This window comes from Fluoribacter gormanii (assembly GCF_900156395.1).
Lineage (GTDB): Bacteria > Pseudomonadota > Gammaproteobacteria > Legionellales > Legionellaceae > Legionella > Legionella gormanii.
Genome location: NZ_FTNL01000003.1, coordinates 126,216 through 145,670 on the forward strand (window position 1 = coordinate 126,216; position 19,455 = coordinate 145,670).

Genomic DNA, 19,455 nt, shown 5'->3' on the forward strand with positions numbered 1-19,455 from the left:
TCTTTCTCACAATTTAAATCACCAAATAATAGACTTGCAGCTAAAGAATGTCATAATACACGCCATCAGTGCTTATACGACATGTTGAGGTTTTCTGACTTCATTTTGTAATAAAAATATAAACCTGATAAATAAAAAATAAATCAGATAAAACAGGATGTTACCATGAAAAAACTGCTTTGTTCGCTCGGGTTAAGCTTTGGTCTTATTTCCGGAGCATTTGCTGTTGATAATACACTTGACCTATTAAACTTGGAAATTGCAAATATTCTTTCACCCTTCCAAAATCAAGCTACTGTTGCAAAACTTAAATTTGACGCTGTAGAAATTGATAAAGAACGGGCATCCAAAGTCGCTTTAAATAGCCTCTACAATAAAGTCGGCTCAAAAAACAACTTCGAAGTAAAAGTTGACAATCTAAGTTATGACTATGGTAATGGTACATCTCCAACCACTGTTCTCAAAGGATCTGTCGGCCTGGATCTCACCAAGTTTTTAACCCCCCAAGAGAGCAATCAAATAATTCCCAGTGCCATTGAATTTTTGCAAGAACTTGTAAAAAGCTATACCGAAGAATACGGTGATGCGATTTTTATCAAGGGCGTAGTTACTTCAACAACCAAAGATGCCGATGGAAATTACACCGGTTTAACTGCATTGATCTCAACCAAAATTGACCTCGACAAGCTTCCTGAAGATCTCTCTCGCGAATCAGTTATGATTACTGATGCGTTTGTTTCAGTAACCCTGAATCTAAAATCTGGATTCGCTCTGGATGCCTTTGTAGTGAGTAATCCCGAATATTGGGGGTTTCAAGAAAATCAAATCGGTTTGAAAGAAATACTCGAACATCTTCTTGCTCGTGACGAAGAGGCTATAGAAATGATTAATACTCTATTTATCAATTTAGATTTCATGGCTTCTAATATTGTGGAAATCGACAATGAATCTTTTTGGAATTTGATTTCAAAGAACAACCCCATACTAAATCATTATCATTCATTATCACGACATTAAAATAAGTACATTTGAAAATGATTTTTACAGCCTCAGATTCGGCGCGATAAACTAATCTTTATCAAAATCTGAGGCTACAGAATTTACAATCTATTTTATGAATTAGGCCAATAATTTTAGATTGATTTAAATTTTATCTAGACTTTGAGTTCATTAACATAATCAATTAAGTCTGTAGGGAGTTCTTGATATCGCTTTTTAAATAGTTGTTTATTTTGGGCTATAAACAAGGCGTAATGGTTTAAAAGCGACGGGATAGTAGTCTGATAGCCTAGCTTCCTATAAGCATTTGCATCAGCCTTTCTTAGAGATGTATCTAATTGTCTATTCTCTTTATCAATCAGGATAAGATTTTCAGGATTTGGAAACCGATTTTTAATCACCTTGACTCTTGCTTCATCCATTTTGTTAAGTTCCGAACACATTAAGCTAATCGATACAACACTCTTAGGAATAGCAGCAATTAATGTTTCAAGCTCAATGATTGATTTATTATTCCAATCATTCCAACTCAAATTAATATGAGTTATTCCTGAACCCTCAAGCTCAGCAAAAATAAGAGCAAGTTCAGCTCCCGATTTTTCATCCAGATTATTACCCGACAAATCAAGATGTGTTACTCCGGAGCCTTTTAAAACACGTAACATTGCAGCAAGCTCAGAGGCTTTTTTGCAACCCAATTGATTCGCTGACAAATCAAGATGCGTCACCCCTGATTTGTTTAGAGCACTGAGCAGAGCAATTAACTCAGCTCCAGTTTTTTCAACTAGTTCATTCCAAGCCAAACTAAGATGTGTTATCCCTGATTCTCTTAAAGCCTCTAACATCATCGCTAGTTCAATCCCTGTTTTTTGCCCGAGATCATTCCAACTCAAATCAAGATACTTAACCCCCGAACCTTTTAAAGCACCTAACATCGAAGCTAACTCAACACCTGTTTTTTGTCCTAAGCGGTTCTCACGTAAATCAAGATGAGTTATTCCAGAGTCTTTTAAAGCACCTAACATTAAAGCCAACTCAGCACCCGATTTTTGTCCCAAGCGGTTCTCACGTAAATCAAGATGAGTTATTCCAGAATCTTTTAATGCGTCTAACATAGTCGCTAGCTCGGAACCTGTTTTTTGTCCAAGATAATTCCAGCTTAAATCAAGATACTTAACGCCAGAGTTTTTCAAAGCTTTTAAAATATTAGCCAACTCAGCACCCGTTCTTTGAGCCAAATTATTACCTCTTAAAACCAGATGCTCTACCCCAGAACCTTCTAAGGCAGTAAACATAAGAGCCAGCTCTGTATCTGTTTTCTGACCTAGTTTATTGTTACTCAAATTAAGGTGGCATACTTCAGAATGTTTTAGAGCATTCATCATCGTTGCGAGCTCAACACCAGTTTTTTCTCCAAGATGGTTGTCAGATAAATTAAGCTGATCAATTCCAGAACCCTGTAAGGCACCCAGAATGATTGCTAATTCATCCCCTGATTTTTTCCAAAGATTATTTCCACCCAAACAAAACTTCCTCACCCCTGACTGTTTTAAAGCACCTAACATAGTTACAAGCTCAATTGCTGATTTTTGCCAAAGATCATTCCCATACAAATCAAGATCTATAACTCCTGCATCTTTTATAAGACTTAACATTGCCGTCAGCTCAGTAGCTGTTTTTTCCCAAAGAAAATTATTCCCCAAACCAAGAATTTTTACTCCGGAGCCTTTCAAAACGTCAAATAAGGGCAACAACTCTAAGTCAGTTTTTTGGCCAAGATTACATCCTGACATATCAAGACCAATTCCCCCCTTTTTTTTCAAAGCAATAATTTCTGTAGTTAGTTCATTTATCGTTCTAGTAGCCATTCATCTATATTCCCGTAAAAAATATGCGTGATTTTGTCAATTCACGAACAGATAATTTTGTTTTTTTTAAGCAAATCATGGTTGAATATTATACGCGATAACGATAATAAGCGCATTACATTTAAGACAGTTAGATTATTATTTAAGCAGTTGTGTGTTTATGTTTTTGAAAAAAAGATGATGGAGACAACCCACAAGCTGACTTGATAAACAAATAACTTATATTCATCAATCATAAAAATAAACTTGTGGGTCGCAGATTTACAGGACCCTACTTCCCAAATTCTGCTAATAACTGTAGGGTTTTTTCTTTAGATAACTGTCCTACAGAACCTAAATCAGTCAGTAGTTGCCCCTGCTTATCATAAAAAAGCATCGTTGGAATTCCATAAATATGAAACGCCTGTCGGATTTTAACTACCTCATTTGTTTTTTCACTGATATCCACACGAAGATTTACTGAACCTTGCATGGCCTCTATAACAGCTTCTTGATTAAAGACATGTTTATCCATAGCCTGACAGTCACTACACCACCCGGCAAAAAATTCGATAAAAACACGTTTATGATTTGCCTTTGCTTCAGCTAATTTGACATTTACTTCTTTAAGAGTATGCACCCTAATAAATGGAGCTTGAGTTCCTGACTGGGTAATAGGAGTGGGTATAAATGCTTGATACGCCAAAGCCCCCGCTCCCATCATAGATAACAAAGCCAATCCTTGCAGTAACCGTCCGCCCCAGCGATGCTCCTGACGAAAAGCTCCAAAAACCCATGCACTAATGAGTAAAACACTAACCCACGCCAAATCAATCCAGAATTGAGGAACAACACGACTTAATAACCAGACGGCCATGGCAAACATCATGAGGGCAAATAGATGTTTTAACCGAACCATCCAGGGGCCAGAACTTGGTAAGAAACGTCCATATCCTGCACCAACAATTAATAAAGGAAGTCCCATTCCCAATGCCAAAACAAAAAGCAATAAGCCCCCTTCAGCTACCCGGTGGCTCTGAGCAATATAGGTTAAAATGCCAATTAAAGGCGCTGTAACACAAGGTGATACAACTAAAGTTGATAAAGAGCCCATCAAGGTTGCTGACAAAATACCATGCTGCCGTTTACGCTTTGGAGTGAATCGGGCAAAAACCGGTATTCGTAATTCAAATACACCCAACAACCATAATGCCATGAATGTAAATATAAGACTGAAACTTCCAATAATCAGAGGTTGTTGCATTAGTGTTTGTACAGTCGACCCGAACCAGGCTGCCAACATCCCAGCGATGGCATAAGTTATTGCCATTCCCAAAACATAGCCCAAAGATAACTTAAAAGCCTGGCGTCCAGTATTGGCTCCTTGTCCTGTAATGATGCTGGATAAAATGGGCACCATAGGGAGAACGCAAGGTGTAAAGGCCAATAAAACACCAAGAAAAAAGAACGCAGTCAAATAAAAGGCGGGGCCATGACTTTGGATAAACAGCATCGCATCGGCAGGATTCGCACTGCTAATCCCTGTTGCAAAAACAGAAAATGGGATAAATGCCATCGATAATGACAAAATTAGTTTTTTCATTTTGATTCCTTAATAATTATTTTTGAATTTAAAAATAAACAAGAAATCAAATAGGAGGACGATAAATTGTATCCAATGGAGAATTATATTTTGAGAAAATCAGTAAAAAACCTAATAAACCTATGAGGTTTCGCACTATCCATGAGGAGCTTAGAAACTCATTTTGGAGCCAATAAGAAGCTGAAAAACAACTACTATTCATCACTTGCTGCACCGAACAAGGGGTTACTGCAAAAGAAACTGCAGCGGGTATATTTACGCTTTGTTTTGGACATGTTGGTACTTTAAGTGGCGCAAGAAAAATGGCACTCATAAGTAAAAAGAGGATTAGCGAACGATATTTGTACATTTGATAACCGTAGCATAAAGCTCATCAAGAAATCAATCACTACCACAGCGCAACGTCATATTAATTGAATTAAACAATACTTAGATATATGTTCACTGATTTGTCATATCCATTTCTGTTTTTCATTATCCTACCTGTTTTGTCATTTACGCGAAGGCGAAAATCCATTATTGAGTTTCTACGAGTAAATGAACTACCAACATCCATAGCCTCTGGTTTCCTCAGTCTTAGGAGGAAGAATTTCTCCCATAGTATCCTTAAATTTTTCAATTTTATTTGTATCTTTGGGATCAAGAGCTGCAAGTTTTTGATAAAAATCTTCTGCCTCCGCTGATCTGCCCCGGAGCCGATGAAAATTTTTCATAATCTCAGAATCTGTTTTTTAAACTTTGCTACTTCAATCTTAAATAGAACACACTGCTTGTAATTCATCTGATCCTAAATTGATAAGATTGATTTGAGTACCCGATTCTGCACTCACAGATACACTGCTGTTGTTTTTGACCCGGATTAAAGTTCCTTGACCAGTAGACAGTTTTCTTCCATTGATCACACCGCTATTTTTTATTACATTAATTTTAATTTTACCGTTATTTTGATGGGTACACTGAACAACACATCTTGCATTGAGCGTCCAAAGTGTATTATTTGCCAGTAATTTTGTTTCATTAGGGCTAAGTTTAATCGTTTTTTGGGCGTTTGATTGTGAACAGAATAATCCAAAGATGATAAAAAGAGATAAAGTCATAATTTTATTCACGTTGTATCCTTAGTTTCGTTAACTGAAATGATGTTCAATAATAGAATAGTAAGCACATATTTTATTCTATTAATATTAAGGTTTTATTAAGATGAGTTGTATATGGGCGAAATTTTGGAAGTTATTGAAAAGTCTACTGCTTGATAACTGTTTGAGAAATGAAGAAAATACCTACCATATTTTTAAAGCAGTGCTTTTTATTTAGGTACAAATTTGCACATCGAGCAAGCGTAATATATAATCATATTGATGTTTTTTTGTTCGATCTATGTAACCATGTACAAGGAGATCTATATGAAGATCAAAGCAGCAGGATTCATACTCGCCACTACTATGCTTGCAGCCGGACCAATTCATGCGGCATGCCACCAACACCAACCAGGATGGCATATGGTTTCAAAAAAATGTGCCATCAAACCTGCCGATAATTGGCAAGAATATAAAAGCGGCGTATACACTCAACCAATAACTGGAAAAAGTCTGCTCTGAGGCGATAAATCCAGTTTAAAATCACTTAATGGATAGATCAATGGGGTCTCACAAAGTTTAGACCCCGTTTATTTAAATCAAAAAAACGTAATCCAAGCTTGCCTCAATAGCGGTCTTGCGACACTATATAAACATATTACAAAACTACATAATCTTTGCTAGGGACAATTAGACCCTATTCTTTGAAGAGTTGTTCAATGCAATACAACACACCCAAAACCCAGGTAATCTAAAACAAGAGGCTCGAAGAATAATGAAGCGGCCAACAGACTTAAGATAACGAATTTTTTTACAACTCGAGACATTATCCAGGTTATTAGGCAACGTCCCTAAAGTTTTTTTATAGGATTTTCCAAACTGAATCTGAGCACAGAGTTTTCAGGTTCGTTCGATTTGCCCCCTCTCCCGCGCTAGGAATTTGAGTAGTATGATGATGCCTTTTCGCGGGACGAGGGTTGGGGAGAGGGAATGTCACGGATGGTTATTGACGATGAGGGGTGGTTTCGTTTAGAAAAGTTGCTTCCAAAGCCAAAAGGACGTCATGGTAAGGATGATCGCTGGTTTATGATGTTTGGGCTCATGAACATTGTGTTTTTTTTTGGCGTGTCATTAGCCAATCTGTACGCTTTACATCGTACATTTGATTGTCCGCATGTTGACCGCCATCAAGCTCGATAATCAGTCGTTTTTCAAGACAGACAAAATCATCGATGAATTCACCTATTGGTACTTGCCTCTTGAATTTAAATCCAAGTCTATTCGCTCGAGGGTAATACCATAGATGCCTCTCAGCATCAGTACTGTTTTTCCTTAAATCACGAGCTCGTTGTCTTAACACAGATTGTTCCATTCCCTCTCCCAACCCTCGTCCCGCGAAAAGGCATCATCATACTACTCAAATTCCTAGCGCGGGAGAGGGGGCAAATCGAACGAACCTGAAAACTCCGTGCTCAGATTCAGTTTGGAAAATCCTATAAAAAAAAGTTAGGGACGTTGCCTACTTTGTTGTAGCCGAAAAATGCTAGCAAATGTCGCCTGTATCATGCTCCACTGATACAGGCGACATATATTATGCTCGTTGCGCTTCAGCGTTTGCTGTAATATCAGCAGCATCGTCACTAATTAATTGAGTATCTTTACATAATTTGACGTATTCTTTATGAGTAATCAATGCATAAAAAAGAGCGGACAGGAATATGATGTAATAAATATTTTGATAAAAATAAATTAACCACAGATAAGTCAGAAAAGGTGTTGATAATACTAATAATGTTGTTACTTTCATGCGTCTGGCAATTTGTATTGATCCATAGATTATCATCAAAATTGAAATCGACAAATTCATCTTTAAAAAGTCACTAGCAGGTAAAGTGCTCATCATTACCCCAAGGATACAAAAGATGATTAACCCAAAAAGTCTGGTATTTGGTTTAATCGCCCCCATACTAATTGGAGCGGCCATATATCCAATTAAATGATATCCAGTCACAATCACCATTAATGAGGCCCAACTATCTGAATTCCAAAGGAATATTGCAGTTAGAGTAAAATTAATGAGTAAAGAACGACGACACAAATTATATTCAGGATGTAATTTGCCAATCGTTTTCCTTGGCATTTGACCTTCTTTAGCCATAGCATAGAACATCCGGGAAGCCCCACCCAAATAAGAGTATCCTGTGCCTGATGGGCTCACAACACTGTCAGCAATCAAGATCATTGCTAAAAAATTCACTCCAAGCAACATTGCTAAATTAATTAAAGGCGAATGGAAATTGAGGCTACTCCAACCACTTGCCAGCATGTCATGAGGTACAGCGCCCATAAAGGATAATTGCAATAACATATAAACAAACATCACAATTACAATTGAAAGAACGATTGATAGAGGGATATTCCGTTTTGGATTCTCTATTTCACTGGCAAAAGCCACTGCCAATTGAAAACCATTGTAAGAATAGATTAATCCAGCTGAAATGATTGCTGTAATTGCTGATCCAACTCCATATTGGGTATTTGTAGGCAAGCTGAAATTGCTGGTATCAAAACGCATAATCAAGAAAATAACAATCGTAAAAATCGGACTAAGAATTTTTATTACAGTGACTGTATTATTAATTTTAGCTAATAACTTAATACCAAAATAATTAATAAACAAATATATGACTAAGATACTCAATGCAAATAATTTACCATAAAAGGTCAGGACATTATCTGCGATTAAAAAATCACTTTTAATTGCAGCAGCTAAATATTGTGTCGTTGCTTGAGCTTCGGTACCAATCGTTACCATTAATCCAAACCAGTTGGCAAAGGCAAATGGCATACCAAAAATACCATTATGTGATAATGCACTTGAGCGAGCAGTTGCCCCACGAACGGGGTAAATTGATGCGACTTGTGCAAGGCATAATCCCACGGCCATTACCAACAAAGCAGCCAGAACCCATGCAAGAAAAGAGTAATTTCCGGCAATTTTAGCATTTAATTGCGCGCTAAAGAGCCATCCTGAACCAACCATCGCGGTAGCAGACAATGCAGTTGCACTAAATAAAGAAATTTTGGCATGCTTACAACTTGAACCCATAATAAATTACCTTAGAAAGATACACATTTTATAATAAGTGAGAACAAAATATCAATTTTGCATATTTTTCAGTCAGCGTCAATAGCTCCAATATAAAATGTGGTTAAAAAGACATAGATAACCCCAATTTTTCAAAAAAAATGAGAAATATATCTCTCTAATAAATAAATAAATTATTGTTTATATTCAATTTTATTATATAAAACAAGAGGTGGATGTTTATTGTCTCTTAAGTGCAAATCGAAAACAAAAAACAGGGACGTAAGTGATCCTTCTTGAAACAAATTCTTTAATATCATGTATTTATTTAATCAGTTTAACTACCAGATAAACATAAAATAACTTACTTAAATAATCAGTCTTTTATATTGCAGAATACTTCACAAGATAAATTAAAAACTGTTCTACAATTGATTTATATCCATAATAAATATGAAGTTATTGTTACGTTATATGGGAAAAATGGATGAAAACGACACGATTAGAGGCGTTTAGCGATGGAGTGCTTGCTATCATTATTACCATTATGGTGTTGGAAATTAAAATTCCACATGGTGATACCCTCACCAGTCTTACACCTCTTGGCCCAGTTTTCTTAAGCTATATGCTTAGTTTTATTTATATTGGTATTTATTGGAATAACCATCACCATTTATTCACCGCCGCCAAGAGTATTTCAGGCAAAGTCCTTTGGGCCAATCTGAATCTTTTGTTTTGGATTTCACTCTTTCCTTTTGCAACAGGCTGGATGGGAGAAAATCATTTTACAGCCACACCAACTTCTGTTTATGGAATAGTACTTTTACTGGCTGCAATTTCCTACTCGATACTTGTGCATGCGCTTATATCACATGAAGGCGCAGAATCTCTGATAGCAACGGCTATTGGAAATGACTTTAAAGGAAATATGTCCATCGTATTATATGCTTTTGCAATCCCTCTAGCATATGTTTCTACGTGGATTTCTCAAATGATTTATGTACTTGTTGCAATAATTTGGTTCATTCCAGATAAGCGCATTGAAAATAAAATAAAGTAAATGATTTTCTGATATCAGGGCAATCCATAGCCTTGTTGGTGACAATAAATAGTAAATGCAACGGCTCACTACAAAACGATATGCGCAGTTACAGACACAAGCCCCCCCTCACCCTGCTCTAAAAAAACCATTTAATCAATGAGTATCAATAAAATTTTATATTATGCAAATCAATTTTTTCGCAATTCACAGGATTTTATACCAATTTTGATTGTATTTTAGATGCGCAGTATGGATAATAAAGCGCTCATCGTGTTTAACATAAACCATTTTGGAAAAGTAACTATGACTTATCCACATAAAAAACATGTTGTTCTACCAGAAAAAATGGATAAATTAAAAACAAGAATAAACTTATCGAAGGAAAACCAGAAGTCATTTATTGAAATTATCCATAAAAAGGGCAAGTTATCAAAATACATACTTGAGGGTATACAAAAAATATTTGGCTTAATAAGCTCCATCATAACATCCGTCAAAGAATTACGTATATTTGGATTCGTCCTCCAGATGCTTTCTATTATTCCCAATGCGATTACAACTTTAACTAACAAAGAAAGCTCCGCTGCCATTAAAACTTTTTCTATAATTGTTCTTTTAGCTACATCAGGTTTAGGCATTGCTGCCTTCGTTTTCGGAGGAATAGTAGCTGCGGGAATTGGATTGGCTTTTGCCTCTCTAACTACTCTTATTGAGGGAATATCATTTTTAGGCGGACTTATTAATAAATACAAAACAAGTAAGGCCTATAGAGATAAAAAACTGTTTATGGATTTGCTGGAGACATTTGATAGTTCATTAAATAATGACAAATACAGAAAACAACTTGAAATCCACGCTGTGGAACTAGAACACCTAAGCAATTTGTCTACACAACAAGCAAAACAGGTACAGTTTATTCGTGAGATGCTCAGTAAAATCGGACCGACTGACTTGTTTTTAGATAACATCCTTGTATTCAAACTTACACTATTATATGAGGATCGTAAAGAGCGCTTGGCGCAGCTGGCGCAAATCACAAAATTAATTGATGAACAAAAAGAGCTTGAGGCTAATACATTACTGATAGAACAGGTGAGCGATATTCAACACCAAATTGCTAAAATTGATAAAGATATTGCAAATATAACAGAACCATTGTCCCAGCTAGAAGAAAGCAATCTTTTAGCTAATAAGACCATAGTAAAATCCTATACAAATTTTGTTCTAGGTGGAACAGGTGTTATTTTATCAACAATTGGTCTAATAATTCTTATAGGTACAGCTACGATACCGCCTCTTTGGGGCTCCATTTTGCTTGGATTTAGTATTGGACTTGCACTATTTGGATTAATTAAGTGGGGAGTCGAAGTGCACGCAAAGAATGTAGACGAACAAATCTTAGAGAACCGTACAAAAGAAAATGAAGAAATAATCCTGGAGGAAGCATTAGATCATTATGCTCATGAACTATCAGATATCTGCCAAGGCAGTTACTCAACAGCATTACGCCCTATCCTTGAATCAGCTGCAACAGCCGCAACGCCTACTCCACAAAATGAAGAACTCATGAATGATTCAATAATAGTGCAAGAGCCAAAATTCTCCGACAGTAAATACGTTCCTGCTGACCTTTTAATTACCAACAGACACTTATCTCAACTTATTGGCTAATCCCTTGAATACTTGAAAGGGAAACAGTACATGTTTGTCAAATAAAACAACAATCAAAATATTTAAATGATGAGATTTGTATACTTAATAATTTGCTAAGGATGAATCTGTATAATTTTAAATCTTTTTGTTGATTTAAAATGCAGGAAAGAAATGTTTAAAAAAAATGACTCTACGATACAAGGTTTTACCCTTAAATATACAGGTACCCGATTTAAATATGATGATACTTCCGTTCATGGAATGGAAGCATTAAGAAAGAATTTTTCCGAAATGGGCGCCTTAGCGATTCGTTTGCAATTAAGTTTAGCTCAGTTTGCTGCTTTAATTGAGCCAGTTTGTGAAGAAAACTATAAAGAAAACTCAACTGAGCATACTGCCGAAGGGAAAAATCAACTTGATTTGTTTGGCCTATCAGAAGAACTCTCAACAGTGTTACAAGATACTAAATTATTAGAACAGTCCAGTCATTATATTGTTGGGAAAGGAAAAATATTAAATGAGCGAAGTCAGCCACTCAAATATCCTAATACAGAAGGTCTTCGTGGTGGTGAATCAATTTGGGATACCATTCATTTCTCAGTATGGCAAACAGGAATCAATTTAAGTAGTCATTTATCGAAGCAAGGTTTTTTATATCTTTGTCATCCCAAAGGAGTCGATGCGCAACAATATTACCTTATTACTCAGGAATTAGATAAAGGTGAATTTGAAATTATCGCAGACCATGATAAAAAAATTATAAAAACACATTCTGGAATGGTAATAGAAACAGCGACTATCCCATCAAACACTAAAATCGACCTTGATCCTGAACACACTCAAACATATCAAGAAAATGGCTTTGTAATTAATGTAAATGATAACGCAGCACCAATGGGTTGGATTATTAAAGAGGACAATAAAAAGCTTGTTCAACCTGAATATGCTGAAGATGTAATTCGTCTGATACGAATCTCAAAAAGTGGTTTTCGACGATTACCGGAAGATCAGGGAAAATTATTAATGCTAGGTTTGATGAAAGGAAATGAACATATCCTACATACCCAAAATCGATCATTCAACGCAATGGATATTCTTCTTGAAATACTGGAAACAGAATATGGCTTTGATCCTGGAAAGTTAATGGACTCAACCGTCACAAAACGCGTATTTGATCAGATGCAAAAAGATGCAAAAGAAAAAGATATTGTTGACGATCTGTTAACCATTAATCTTGCCTTTGAAATGATTCAACCACTAAAAACGACTTTAGCTCAAAGTGCAAGACATCGATTATTAAAACAATTAACCAACTCCTATACAGCAAATCAAAATACGCTAAAAGCAGTAATCTATGCTTTTGATTTACAGAAAAAAAATGGTAGCCCTGCTCTTCACCTAAATCAGGAAATACCAATTTCAATAGATGAGGGATTAATTGATGTGCGGATTAATGGGCGGCTAACGAATCCTGATTTGAATAACCCCAAAAATGCAGCTTCATTATTATCAATTGCTATTCTTGTTTCAGAGCAAATGATCATCGAGCAACTGCTACGAGATGCGGTCCATTACGGAGAAGAGCATCCCAACGCGCAAGCGCTCAAAGCAATATTAAAGGATGATAAGCTATTTTTAAAGATTCGAGAGCAGGCCTCCCATTTACCTGGAAATGAATCTGGGCCAACTTTAGGGTTACAATTTTCTTACTGCGAAGAAATCGTTGCTCAACTCAGAGAGAAACTTGGCACTAAACATCTCATTGAGGTCATTCACCAATTAGAAAACGGTGAGCCTATCGATGTTGCTCCGAATGCCGTAGCCGCTCTTAAAGAATTATTCAATGTTGGTGAAATCTTACAGCAACTTGAACAAACTTCTGGGAGGAAAGCAAACTCCAGAGGAATTAATGGCGGATTAAGTGTAGTGATCCAAAAACTTGCTCCTTCACTATATAACGAACTTTCCAGCAAAATTCATTCAGATTCATCAAATAATCCTTTAATGCCTATAGAATCCAGTAAAGATGAGACCTCGATAGAAGCATGTCCTTTCCTGAGTGGCAGATTAAGACACCAAGCAGTTAAAAATCCTCATCTGCCAAAAGAAGTAGAACAGCATGAAGAAAAGAAAGAGAAAACCGCTGAATCATGGTGTGGTTTCTTTACTAAGATAGTAGTCACAACAGGAGTAGCTGCTGCAAGTATTTATCTGGGTAGCCAGATAATCTAATATGCTCTAAAGAATATGAATTGTTGGATATTCAAAGCCCTAGATACTCCTAGGCTTTGAATATCTCCGAATAACGAGCCGCCGCTCTATTCGCTATAGCGATACCACTTTAAAGAAAAATTAATTATTCAAGAAGCTGCATTTTTCCACTTTTTTAAATTCAAACCTATAATAAAAGAAATTATCTTACATGGACGACCCTTATGAAATTTCTTCATGGATTATTTCTAGTTTCATCCTTAATTTATCAAAATGCCTACGCGGAAAAAGCACTATCCCCTCCTACCGGCCAATCAGCTCAATGCCAAGAAGCTTATGAACGATCTGGTCAAATTAAAACCATAAGTAATGTTTTTAGCAGCTTATCAAATAATTGTTATTCCGCTGGCGGAATGAAATTAATGCATAAAATATTATTATCGGAAAACTCAAATGAACCCACGGGCGTTTTATTTACATGTACAGGAAGTGATTTAAATTTTGTTGTATTTTCTTGCCTCTTTTCAACAAATTGATATTTTATAGATCTTGGATAGAAACCGAGCATCACAAAGCAGGTTATCCATTCCAAGAACAAATAAGATTTAATCTTGTCTGAACATTAAGATTATGCAGGCAAAACCTATGGGAGCAAGTGCTTTTTTTTGAATTTCTTAAAGTATACAAAGAGCTCTACAGACTATAAACAGACTTATCCACAGAAAATGTGTATAACTCATCGCAATAAAATGCATTTAAAAATGAAAAGAAGACTGATGCGCCAAAGAGTATATTAAGCTGCTCGAATTTAAATTGATATTACGTTGAATAAATATCCACAAGAATTTTCTAGGAAAAAAAAAGAAATTAGCCGTTGGTATGTTAACAAATAAAAAGCAAAAAAACAGTCTTGACTCAAATTATTTTTCTTCTTATTAAAACTCCTATTAAGGGAATTATTCCTATCACTGCAACCTATTTAAAATATCTTAAGAAACGGAGGATCGACTTCCAACCATTATCCTGATAAAATTATAGACATATTTTTATTATTTGAGACGACTCGATTCGTATTTAAGCATGCCTACCTTAACGACAATTAGTATTTATATTTATTGCTTATTTTTTTTGGTAAGCGCCGTTATTGAATTGATTTCATTTAATGCACTTTCCCCATCTGGACAAGAAATTGTATCCTGTCGTAAAAAACTTCCTTTTATGACTGATTTAAACAGTATCATTAAGGTATTTTTGTTTACATTCGTCATTATCTATATCACTCCCTGGCAAATGAAATATAAAACCTATTTATACAGTAATGCCCAAGAACTGATTTTTATTTATCACGTGCTCATGATATTTTTTCTTGTCGCATTTATTCCGATCATCAAATACTTACAGAGTGACATTAGAAATGGACGTTTACCCAAATGGTATCTCAAAAATATATTAATTGGTGATTATATTCATCTATGGGGTATTTTATTGGCATGTTATGCATCAATTCCCAATTTTTAATTAGGCTAACGAATCATAACCTGGGTTTAAATTGATATATAAATCCCAGGCTATGCTTTTCATCCAGCACACAACTACACTCGGCTATTAGATATAGAAAAAGAAGTAGGTTCTATTTTCCTATCTTTGGCAACAAGAGGTTCAGGAAAAAAGTTAAACCCATGAACACTGTGTTCAGCATAAGGTGATGGTGCCTCACGTAGCTCTAAATGCTTACGAGGTCTAATTTTTAGCACCCCCATCCCACCATTTCTTTGTAATGGCGTCTCATAATTAAACCGTAATTCCAGATGCTCCTCTGCCGTAAGTTCAAATTTATAGGTGGCAAGCATACGAAATAATGCCATTATTTCTGTCATTGCAATCCGAAGACCAGGACAACGTCGTGCACCTGTTTTAAATGGTAATAATTGTCCTTCCTTTTCCATTATCCTTGGCACATCAGATGAATGAGTTTCAGCAAAATAATGGGCATTATAAAGGACGCCTCTACCGTTTTTTGGATGCCATCGCTCGGGAAAAATATCGTTGGCACTTATTGTTTTTTTGCCAAAAATTCGTTGTCCTTCACTGGAAAGCACAATATCTGGAAAATATTGTGCGTGTGTATGTACTCCCTGCATAGGAATGAATACAAGTGCTCCTGGAGGTAAAGTGATTGAGGTACCCTCCATATCAAGATCGATTGTTTCGTGGACTATTTCTGGCACAATGGGTGCTGGTGGCGCCAATCGTAATGCTTCCAACAGAACAGCTTCTGCATAAGATACCCCCTTCTCTATTTGGGCATCCCAAGGAGAATGTAATTCAAAAGACTCCCCTGCTGAAATTTTCTGCTGAATTTCCTGTTTTATTATGCTGTAGACACGCTTATCTTGAAGCGCAATTCTTAATGCGGTAATCAAAGCAGTAGCTGTAGCATCAAAACCTAATAATGGGATGAATAAACTTTCATTAACAACGTCTCTCACCATGGTAGACAGCAGTGTAGTGTCCGCGTGTTCAACTGAATACTTTATTAATAGCTCACATTGTACTGCCGTTAATTCTTCTTCTGAATTTATCCCAAGTTCTTCCAATTGACTATTTACATCCGAATTCATTAATACTCGGACTCTAAGTAAATAATTAAGCCAACTTTGCTGCTCCATTAATTGTTTTGTAATTTCATCTGATGAGAAAATAACCTGACAGCCTAGCTTAAAGGTTTTATCTCTTAAAAAAAGAAGGTTTTGTTTCTCATCATCCTGAATAGGATCCAAACTAAAAAGACAAGTGATTAACTCTTTTGTTAAACTTGGATGATAAAACTTTTCAAACGGTTTAATAACTGCTGCTCCGAAATAGGTTGTGAGTAAAACTCTTCTCGACAGTCTATCCATAACTTCACTGAGGGTTCTCCCATCCTGACCTTGCTCCAACTCATATTCTTTAAAAAAATCTGCAACCATATTTGCCACATGAGGTCTATTTGACTCATTACGCGAAAGAATTGATTGGCGAATTCTAGAATGAGTATCCGAACCCAGAATCGAAGACATGAGATTACCTGAACCGAGTATCACGGCCAACCGTTGAAAAAAAGGTCTTTGTCCAAATTTTGTCTCATTCGCTTTCGAGTAGAGTTGTTGAATTGCTGATTTATTTGACAATATAAATACGGGAGTCAAATCAGGCAATTTAAAGTAGGCGATCCCTGATCCTGGCTCATCTAGTGAGCGAGCCCCCAGTTCTGCTATAAACGTCATAAAACGTGTTTGTAATTGTGTTTTTGCAGAAGGATTCGCTCTTAAAAAAGTAAGATCTTTTATTAATGAAAGATAACTGGTCGCTGAAGGATAGGTAATTCTTGCAGCTGTAGCATTTTGGTGTAGTTGATACACTTTTAGCACCAAACCAACGCCGATAATAAATAAAACATAAAAAAGCATAACACTCCTCATCCAGAGCTAAATTGTATTCATTTGATAAGATTTTTAAATCTTTTCTATTTTACAGGAACTCCTGGATACCCGCTTTGCTTTTACCCAGGAGGTTTTGGAAAAAATGAAATTTTAATTTGCGTGTTAAATCACTAGAGGAACAATTTTATAAGGAACCAATTCACAGTATTTTTTCCAATCATGGCCATACTTAGAAGAGCATCGCTTATCATCACGAAATGCTCTATCAAATAACAGAATAGTTAAAAAGCAAAGATAAAAGTACGGTGCAAAATTATCAAACAAAGCGGGTACAGACCAAAAAAATGTACCAGCAAGCTCTGGGATATAATGGAAATGTCTGGCTATGCCCCACCATCCCGAAGCAAGTAATATAGTTTGTTTTTTATCGCCTTCTGTAGTTTCATAACGTGCCAACACCGTAACAGGCTTTTTACCCCAAATGACACATTCACCTTGTGTAGCTCGCGCAATAAGCCTTTGTTTGTCGGCAAGATAATTAATAATAATACTCGCTAAACCTAAGCCTAAAATGAGGCTTGCCCATACAAAAGATAAATTAATCGGATGGAGCACAAGATACATACTTGGAGAAGTATAAACGCAAGGAACCCATACCATGCAACCCCAGCAAATATAAAAACCGGCTCGATCATGCATGATATCTAAAGAGCGTAAATAGCCTTTTTCCCACATATAAAATTTGCTCAAATAAACGAATTGTAATATCACAGAAATTAACATTGAATTCGATAATTCACCTAATTCTGCTTGCTTGGCGCAATAAGAAATAAGGAATAGCCCCCAACTCATCATACCAAAACGACATGTAATAAATTTTTTAATACTCCATCCAAGGACTTGAGGATAAAGCTCTGTTCCCCAATAGTAATCAAACAGAATATTATTGGTTGTGCCTGAATCTGTAGATGAGGGAAAAAAACGCCCCTTAAGATACAAAAAGACACATAAGATAAGGCTAAACAAATTCAATGCGCCAAACAAAGCTCCGAGATTGTCATAAAGAATTGAAGCTGAGAATAAATTCAAACCAAACGATGCAATGCAAAAGCTTGTCATTGTTACGATAAATGCCAAAACACCATTTTCTTTATAAACAGGGATATTCCCTTTGGGAGTAATAGGTCCTTCAAATTTTTTTCCTGGCAAAATACGCATCAAAACCAGCTCAAATACTGTAAAAATTAAAATAATCTTCCAGGCAATAGAAGAACCCCAAAAATAAGGTTTCCATACGGTAGATACAGTTTGATACAAACCATTTTGAATCATTAAATCCCACAAAGCAGACAAGGACCCTTGAAGCTGGGTATTGGTAAACCACATCAGCATTACAAAAACGGGACATGAAAGAATGAGAAATAAGGGGCCTAAGGTATTCCTGATACTGAAATTCATAATGCTTCCTTACATATCTAAAAGACTGGAAAGGATTATAATACAGTAATTTTTAGTATTTAGTATCACTTTAATTTATTGATAAAGAGAAAATTAAAACGATGAATTAGTATTCATAATTTATTCAAAAAAAATAGAATCCTATCTATTTGATTTAGTGACTACTTTAATATTTAATTTAATATATCCCCTTTCATAGAGGTAACATCATGCCTCAATATCATATTGAACGAATGACACGTGAAGAAGTTGCAATTGCTATAGAATGGGCTCGAAAAGAAGGATGGAACCCAGGATTAAATGATGCAGAATGTTTTTATCAAACCGACCCACAAGGGTTCTTTGCTGGCAAATTAAATGGTCAGATTATTGCTGTTGGATCTGCGGTAGTTTATGACGAGCATTTTGCTTTTTGTGGACTTTATATCGTAGATAAAAAATACCGAACTCAGGGCTATGGAATGGAATTAACATCTGCCCGTCTTGCATATGTCGATGGTCGCAATGCGGGTATTGATGGGGTGCTTGATATGGTCAATAACTATGCTCATATTGGTTATCAGTTTGCACACAGCAACGCCCGCTATGCTCTGGAACACACCCGCTTAACCCCTCAACATGATCCTAATTTGGTTGATCTAAAAACTGTACCTTTTGAACAATTGATTCAATATGACAATCACTTTTTTCCGGCCCCAAGGCCAAAGTTTCTTTCAGCATGGATCAAACAAAATACTGCTTTAGCACTCGGTTTTGTCCAGGAAAAGCAATTAAAAGGTTATGGAGTAATCAGAAAATGTTTTGAGGGTTATAAAATAGGACCTCTATTCGCAAATACACCGGCTATTGCTGAGAAACTATATGAACAATTGGTCGAGTATGCTCAAGGAGAAATTGTCTTTTTGGATATTCCCGAGAATAATCCCTTCGCAGTTAATTTAGTTAACAAATATAAGATGTCCAAAGTGTTTGCAACAGCAAGAATGTATCTAAAAGGAACACCTAAACTGTCTATCGAAGGTATTTATGGTATTACCACGTTCGAACTAGGATAAA

Annotated in this window: 15 protein-coding genes; 8 read left to right on the forward strand and 7 right to left on the reverse strand. The window is 36.0% G+C overall.

Annotation, left to right across the window (positions count from 1 at the left end):
- Window positions 1-165 precede the first annotated feature (165 nt).
- Window positions 166-1,017 carry a hypothetical protein gene (locus BW930_RS03280; protein WP_058469108.1) on the forward strand — a complete coding sequence of 284 codons (852 nt, stop codon included), beginning with the start codon at window positions 166-168 and terminating at the stop codon, window positions 1,015-1,017.
- A 137-nt stretch (window positions 1,018-1,154) separates the two neighbouring features.
- On the opposite strand, the gene BW930_RS03285 is transcribed toward BW930_RS03280, so the two are convergent.
- The 3 genes from BW930_RS03285 to BW930_RS03300 all read right to left on the reverse strand — a co-directional run bounded on the left by BW930_RS03285 (window position 1,155) and on the right by BW930_RS03300 (window position 5,558).
- Window positions 1,155-2,867 (reverse strand): leucine-rich repeat domain-containing protein, encoded by a 1,713-nt coding sequence (locus tag BW930_RS03285; protein WP_058469109.1) that lies wholly within the window; start codon window positions 2,865-2,867, stop codon window positions 1,155-1,157.
- Window positions 2,868-3,138: 271 nt separating this feature from the next.
- Complete coding sequence (locus BW930_RS03290) at window positions 3,139-4,449, reverse strand: protein-disulfide reductase DsbD family protein (RefSeq protein ID WP_058469110.1); 1,311 nt, start codon at window positions 4,447-4,449, stop codon at window positions 3,139-3,141.
- A gap of 752 nt (window positions 4,450-5,201) precedes the next feature.
- Complete coding sequence (locus BW930_RS03300) at window positions 5,202-5,558, reverse strand: hypothetical protein (protein ID WP_058469112.1); 357 nt, start codon at window positions 5,556-5,558, stop codon at window positions 5,202-5,204.
- Window positions 5,559-5,852: 294 nt separating this feature from the next.
- Here BW930_RS03300 and BW930_RS03305 point away from each other — a divergent pair, with 294 nt between their 5' ends.
- Window positions 5,853-6,047 (forward strand): hypothetical protein, encoded by a 195-nt coding sequence (locus BW930_RS03305; protein ID WP_058469113.1) that lies wholly within the window; start codon window positions 5,853-5,855, stop codon window positions 6,045-6,047.
- Between the two features lie 577 nt (window positions 6,048-6,624).
- Here the strand turns inward: BW930_RS03305 and BW930_RS03310 are convergent.
- On the reverse strand, window positions 6,625-6,897 hold the full coding sequence (locus BW930_RS03310) for an endonuclease domain-containing protein (RefSeq protein ID WP_083687412.1): 273 nt from the start codon (window positions 6,895-6,897) through the stop codon (window positions 6,625-6,627).
- Between the two features lie 219 nt (window positions 6,898-7,116).
- Window positions 7,117-8,634, reverse strand: coding sequence for an APC family permease (locus BW930_RS03315; protein WP_058469139.1), 1,518 nt, complete (start codon window positions 8,632-8,634; stop codon window positions 7,117-7,119).
- A 466-nt stretch (window positions 8,635-9,100) separates the two neighbouring features.
- Between BW930_RS03315 and BW930_RS03320 the strand changes: the two genes are divergently transcribed.
- From BW930_RS03320 to BW930_RS03340, 5 genes are all read left to right on the forward strand, one after another.
- On the forward strand, window positions 9,101-9,673 hold the full coding sequence (locus tag BW930_RS03320; protein ID WP_058469140.1) for a TMEM175 family protein: 573 nt from the start codon (window positions 9,101-9,103) through the stop codon (window positions 9,671-9,673).
- A 231-nt stretch (window positions 9,674-9,904) separates the two neighbouring features.
- Window positions 9,905-11,326 carry a T4SS effector SidA family protein gene (locus BW930_RS03325; RefSeq protein WP_131756801.1) on the forward strand — a complete coding sequence of 474 codons (1,422 nt, stop codon included), beginning with the start codon at window positions 9,905-9,907 and terminating at the stop codon, window positions 11,324-11,326.
- Between the two features lie 153 nt (window positions 11,327-11,479).
- Window positions 11,480-13,540 (forward strand): Dot/Icm T4SS effector Ceg17, encoded by a 2,061-nt coding sequence (gene ceg17 / locus BW930_RS03330; RefSeq protein WP_058469142.1) that lies wholly within the window; start codon window positions 11,480-11,482, stop codon window positions 13,538-13,540.
- A gap of 203 nt (window positions 13,541-13,743) precedes the next feature.
- Window positions 13,744-14,055 (forward strand): hypothetical protein, encoded by a 312-nt coding sequence (locus BW930_RS03335; RefSeq protein WP_058469143.1) that lies wholly within the window; start codon window positions 13,744-13,746, stop codon window positions 14,053-14,055.
- 544 nt (window positions 14,056-14,599) lie between these two features.
- Window positions 14,600-15,037: a hypothetical protein gene (locus BW930_RS03340; RefSeq protein WP_058469144.1), complete on the forward strand. Its 438-nt coding sequence runs from the start codon at window positions 14,600-14,602 to the stop codon at window positions 15,035-15,037.
- A gap of 74 nt (window positions 15,038-15,111) precedes the next feature.
- Here BW930_RS03340 and BW930_RS03345 read toward each other — a convergent pair whose 3' ends face one another.
- Together BW930_RS03345 and BW930_RS03350 are read right to left on the reverse strand one after the other, a co-directional pair.
- Window positions 15,112-16,968, reverse strand: a complete 1,857-nt coding sequence (locus BW930_RS03345; protein ID WP_058469145.1) for a cytochrome P450 — start codon at window positions 16,966-16,968, stop codon at window positions 15,112-15,114.
- Between the two features lie 135 nt (window positions 16,969-17,103).
- Window positions 17,104-18,399, reverse strand: coding sequence for a phosphatidylethanolamine N-methyltransferase family domain-containing protein (locus tag BW930_RS03350; protein WP_058469146.1), 1,296 nt, complete (start codon window positions 18,397-18,399; stop codon window positions 17,104-17,106).
- A gap of 209 nt (window positions 18,400-18,608) precedes the next feature.
- Here BW930_RS03350 and BW930_RS03355 point away from each other — a divergent pair, with 209 nt between their 5' ends.
- Window positions 18,609-19,454: a GNAT family N-acetyltransferase gene (locus tag BW930_RS03355; protein ID WP_058469147.1), complete on the forward strand. Its 846-nt coding sequence runs from the start codon at window positions 18,609-18,611 to the stop codon at window positions 19,452-19,454.
- The last annotated feature ends 1 nt before the right edge of the window (window position 19,455 follow it).